Here is a 4,818-nt window from a genome sequence, read left to right on the forward strand (position 1 = left end):
GATTTCCCTGGTAGGTATCATTTCTCCAGGCATTATACTTTGTGGCATTGCCGTTGTCCTCTGTCATGGCAGCTGCCTGGATCAGTGTGACAGACGGCTTCTGGTTTACACTTACATTTTCGTAATTTCCGGTTCCCTCATAAAGGGAAAAAATATCATTTCCGGTTCCATCAACCGTGGATTTGTTTTCACACAACAGTCCTCCTGACAGGACAAAGCTGCCTGCATTTCCTACCTGGGGATTCTGTGCAAGGCCGCCGCCCTTCTCCGCCTGATTACCGGTGACGGAGCCGCCTGCCATCTTAATGGTTCCCTTGGTCTGATAAATAGCGCCGCCATACACTGCCTGGTTTCCGGTAATCTTGGTGCCATCTAAAATATGCAGCTGGCCTTCATTATAAATGGCACCACCATTGACTGTAGCCTGGTTGTCGGAAATCTGAGTATTACTCATCCAAACACTGGCAGCACCTCCTATATAAAATCCGCCGCCGTATCTTGCCTGATTTCCGGTGATCTCTCCGCCTTCCAAAACGCATTTTCCACTGGTCAGGTAAATAGTTCCATAGTCGCCTACAACATTGTCTGCGATCCTTCCTCCGCTGACTCCTGCACAGTACCGCCTGTACTGTAAATAATACCGCTTCCGGAATTGTATATAACTTTTGCTGCATTGTTGCAGATGGTTCCGCCTCTCATTTCAAAAAGACTGCTTCCTGTCCCTACAAAAACCGCAGCTCCAAAGGCAGCAACACATTCATTGATAGAAGCTGTTTTATCCAGGATAAAAGTACCGCCGTTGACAGCTACGCCTGCACCGCCACGATCGTTTTGTCTTGTAGGTGCTGAGCACATGCTGATCTGTCCGCTCTCCATAGTCACACAGCCGCCGGACAATACCAGAATACCACCGCCAATTTTGTCTGTGCTTCCTGAAATGGTTCCTGTATCCTCTCCCGGATCCAGTCCTTCTGTTTGCTCATCCAGGATCCTAAGATCACCGGAACAGGTGATGGCAGTATCGGTGCCCTGCAGCTTATGCCCGTTCAGATTCAGCACTGCACTTACGCCGCCTGGAACCTGAATGCTTTCATTAATATCCTTGATCAGGCAAATCTCAGGTGCCGCAGCCTGGTACTTTCCTTCCTTTACAGCATTTACCGCCTGCTGAAGGGAGATATATGCATCATAAGTACCAGCTTCATTCTTTATCTTTGCCACAGGCACCTTTGAATCATACTGAAGGGTAAGATAACATGGCGTTGTTATCGGATCATAATTAATAGGATCTGTTATGGATGTCTTCTTTGTTTCATTGTACCAACAGATGCCATCTTTATCCTCATCAGCCCCAAACATATCAGCTGCTGCAAACAGCTGGACTTTAGAATTCTTATAGGATTTATCATAATTTCCGCAAACATCCCTGCCGTAACCAGCCTGGTTCCCATACAGCTTGGCTGTGCTTCCGGCCTCTTCTGGCATCTTTAGTGTAAACCCTCCCATCACTAGGGAGACCCATACACCGCCACCATAGGTTGCCTTGTTATTACAGATCTGACCTCCGTCCATGGTAGCAACTGTGTTTTCAGAACATCCAACACCGCCGCCGTTCAATGCCTGGTTATTGATAATCTGTACATCTCCAGTGATCTTTGCAGTTCGTGTAGACCAGAGTCTGGAGCCTTCCAGGTAGACACCTCCGCCTAAATTGGAGGCCTTATTGTCTGCGATCACACCACCAGACAGGATCATCTGTGACAGCTGGGTACCAATACCTCCACCACTGCTGGCTGTATTGCCCAGGATCCTGGCTTTATTCTCCAGATAAACCTTGGTTACCCCACCGCTCAAATAAATGCCTCCGCCACTGCCAGTGACTTTGTTATTCCTTACAACCACATCCGCAAAATGAATTTCAGAAGCGTTACTGTGAACTCTGATCCCACCGCCGTTGGAGGCGCTGTTATTTTCCACCAGTCCATTTACAGTAAGCGTTCCTACAGTACCGATCCACAAGCCTCCGCCAGCACTTGCCTTGTTATCATGGATCCATACCTCCTTCCCGATCACAGCCTGACCACCGGCTTCTGTACTAACACCCATGCCGCCACCATTGTAGGACCCATTAGAATAGAATTCTCCTTTTTGGATTTCCAGCTTTTTGGTGCTGATAAAACTTGCACCTCCATAGTAGCTGTAGATGCCATATGGTCTTGTACTGTTATGATGGACCTGGCAGTCCTTTACCAGCAGCTCTCCTGCGCTTAAGGACAGACCGCCACCGTTTTTTGCCTGGTTATGATGGGCATCAATATTCTCTACTGTTAATTCTGTTACCCGGACAGCATAGATCCCGCCTCCGGACCCGACTCCTTTATTATAGGAAACCTCCAGAGCTGGTCCGATCACAACCGTTTTGCAATTTTGTATATAAACACCGGCTCCATCGGTAGCCGCTGTATTATGATGGATCTTTCCTCCGGAAATCCGGATCTGGGCGGCTGTATTTGATCCTTGGGTAAAGTCAGCGCTTACGCCACCGCCGTGGCCACCTGCTGTATTCTCACAGATCTCACCGCCTGATATCCGGATCTGGTTGGCAAGGTTAAAGGGCCTTCCCATATACACTCCGCCGCCATCCTTTTCAGACTGATTATTCCAGATCTTTCCATCAGTCATAATAAAGGAAGATGGGGTGTTGGAACGGATACTGTACAATGCTATACCGCCGCCATAAACAGCCTGGTTTCCTGTGATCTCTCCACCGCTGATGGTAACGGAAGCATCCTGATCTGCATAAATGCCGCCGCCATAATTTACGCCGGAAAAGCCTGTGATCACGCCGCCCTTTAAGGTAAAGGCTCCTCCTTCCCTTACAAAGACACCTCTGTTGCCGGCAACACCTTCTGCCGGCTGGATCCTGCCGCCCTGGTCCGGATTGGTATGGATGTTCGCCGTGGTACTGTCCACTTCCAGCTTTCCTCTTATATCCAGTACATTTTCCTGTGAAGAGTATAATGTATATCCGTTCAGGTCCAGGATCACATTCTTGTCCTTTCCGATCTGGACACTTTCATCACAATCCTTAAGAAGATAAATCCTTTGTCCATCTGCTGCTGCTTGAACAGCCTCCTGAACAGATGGGAAATTCTGCTCCTGGCCGCTTTCATCCAGGATCTGGGCTGCATCACTTGAAATCAGCTCCTCCTTGTACCATGCATAAAGATTGCAAGGCTGTTCCAGGCTGGCAACTCCGATCTCTTCTTTATATACCTGATCGTTTTCACAATCATACCAGCAATTATAAGCTTCCGGCTTCATAGAGGAAGCAGACAACAGGGTAAGATTCACCCCCTTCACTGCATACACATCACTTTTTCCAAAGGACCATTGGTTGCCATATATGGTCCCACCAGTTACCGAGACAATGCTTCTGTCCTCTGCGCGGATACCGCCGCCGATACCGCTTGTAGTATTGTCTGTGATGGCTCCTCCTGTTACATATAAGCTGGCCCATGAGGCACCAATTCCGCCACCGCCCCAGCTTGAACTGGCATTGGAGGTTGTATTGCCGGATATTTCGCCGCCGGAGATATGACAGACTGCATGATCCCGTATACGGATACCTCCGCCGCAAGCGGCTGTATTCCCGGTGATCTTTCCTCCTTCAATATTGATGTTGGCACTGCCCCAGGCATAGATACCGCCTCCATGGTCAGCACTATTCCCGGTGATCTCTCCTCCGATCATCCGAAATGATCCTTGCCAAACAGAGATGGCAGAAGCTTTGTTCTTCGTAATCCTGCCTCCATGCATCACAAAGGAGCTGTCCTTGTACTTTACATAAATGCCACCGCCGCTGGCACTTGGGCCAATGGTGCCGCCATTCATGATCAGACTGCCGTTTTCCAGATAAAAGCAGCCGCCTCTGCCATCCGTAGCTGGTGTTCCACCGGTAATCCATCCTGTCTGGTCTTCACTGCTGTCCTCCAGGGTCATTTCTCCCTTTACTGTAAACACAGGAGTATTCGTCTTCCCGCTTCCCTGAATGGTATTTCCGTTCAGGTCAAAGCAGATACTGGTTCCCTTAGGAATCTGTACAGACTCCTGAACATCTTTTAAAAGGGTGATCCTGTGAAGCTGTCCATCTCCTGCCGCCTCTGTAACTGCATCTACAGCAGCCTGAACCGTTGCATACTCCTGGGAATCATCCAGACGGGCTACTGTCTTTACTTCCGGATCAGAATAAAGGAAGGTATACTGATAAATCTTTGTCCGATTAGTTGTATCCAGCTGAAGGCCTGTTGTATTCTTTGTACCGTCAGCCTCATCGTACCAGGCGATTCCAGGCGTACCAATGGCAGAAGTCATCTGATCGGCTGAGGGCAGGCTGACCACAGGGGTATAATAAACAGGATTGCTGCCATTATTCACAGTCAGGGTGGCTGCCACATATAGATCCGGGTCCGCCAGGAACAGTACCGGTACCTGGTGCCTGATTATCAGAAATCACCGCTTCCTTCTCGATTATAAGCTCCGGATTTAAAGCATTGGATGTCCATACATAAACACCGCCGCCAAGTCGATTTGCCTGATTCTCACTGATCACACCGCCACTGATCTTGGACAGTACCTCCTACCAGGCTGACTGCGCCTCCATGGACAGCACGATTATTATGGATCTGTACGTCTCCTGTAATGGTCAGATTTCTGCCATTTTCAAGAAGATATGCACATCCTCCTGTACTGGATGCCTGGTTGTTGGTGATCTCTCCACCGGAAGAGAATACCGCTGCCACATAAAGCACCTCCACC

General features: G+C 49.0%; 3 protein-coding genes and 1 pseudogene. All 4 read right to left on the reverse strand.

Going from position 1 to position 4,818, the window contains the following annotated elements:
• A pseudogene (locus R1Y93_RS09465) lies at positions 1-532 on the reverse strand (hypothetical protein); the annotation flags it as partial.
• A gap of 41 nt (positions 533-573) precedes the next feature.
• Positions 574-4,455, reverse strand: coding sequence for a right-handed parallel beta-helix repeat-containing protein (locus tag R1Y93_RS09470; RefSeq protein ID WP_500822615.1), 3,882 nt, complete (start codon positions 4,453-4,455; stop codon positions 574-576).
• Positions 4,430-4,612, reverse strand: a complete 183-nt coding sequence (locus R1Y93_RS09475) for a hypothetical protein (RefSeq protein ID WP_500822616.1) — start codon at positions 4,610-4,612, stop codon at positions 4,430-4,432. The genes R1Y93_RS09470 and R1Y93_RS09475 overlap by 26 nt, the downstream gene beginning before the upstream one ends.
• Positions 4,602-4,818: hypothetical protein (locus tag R1Y93_RS09480; protein ID WP_500822617.1), on the reverse strand; the 217-nt coding region annotated here is incomplete at its 5' end. The genes R1Y93_RS09480 and R1Y93_RS09475, both read right to left, overlap by 11 nt.

It is taken from the genome of Blautia sp. HA3515 (assembly GCF_059933065.1).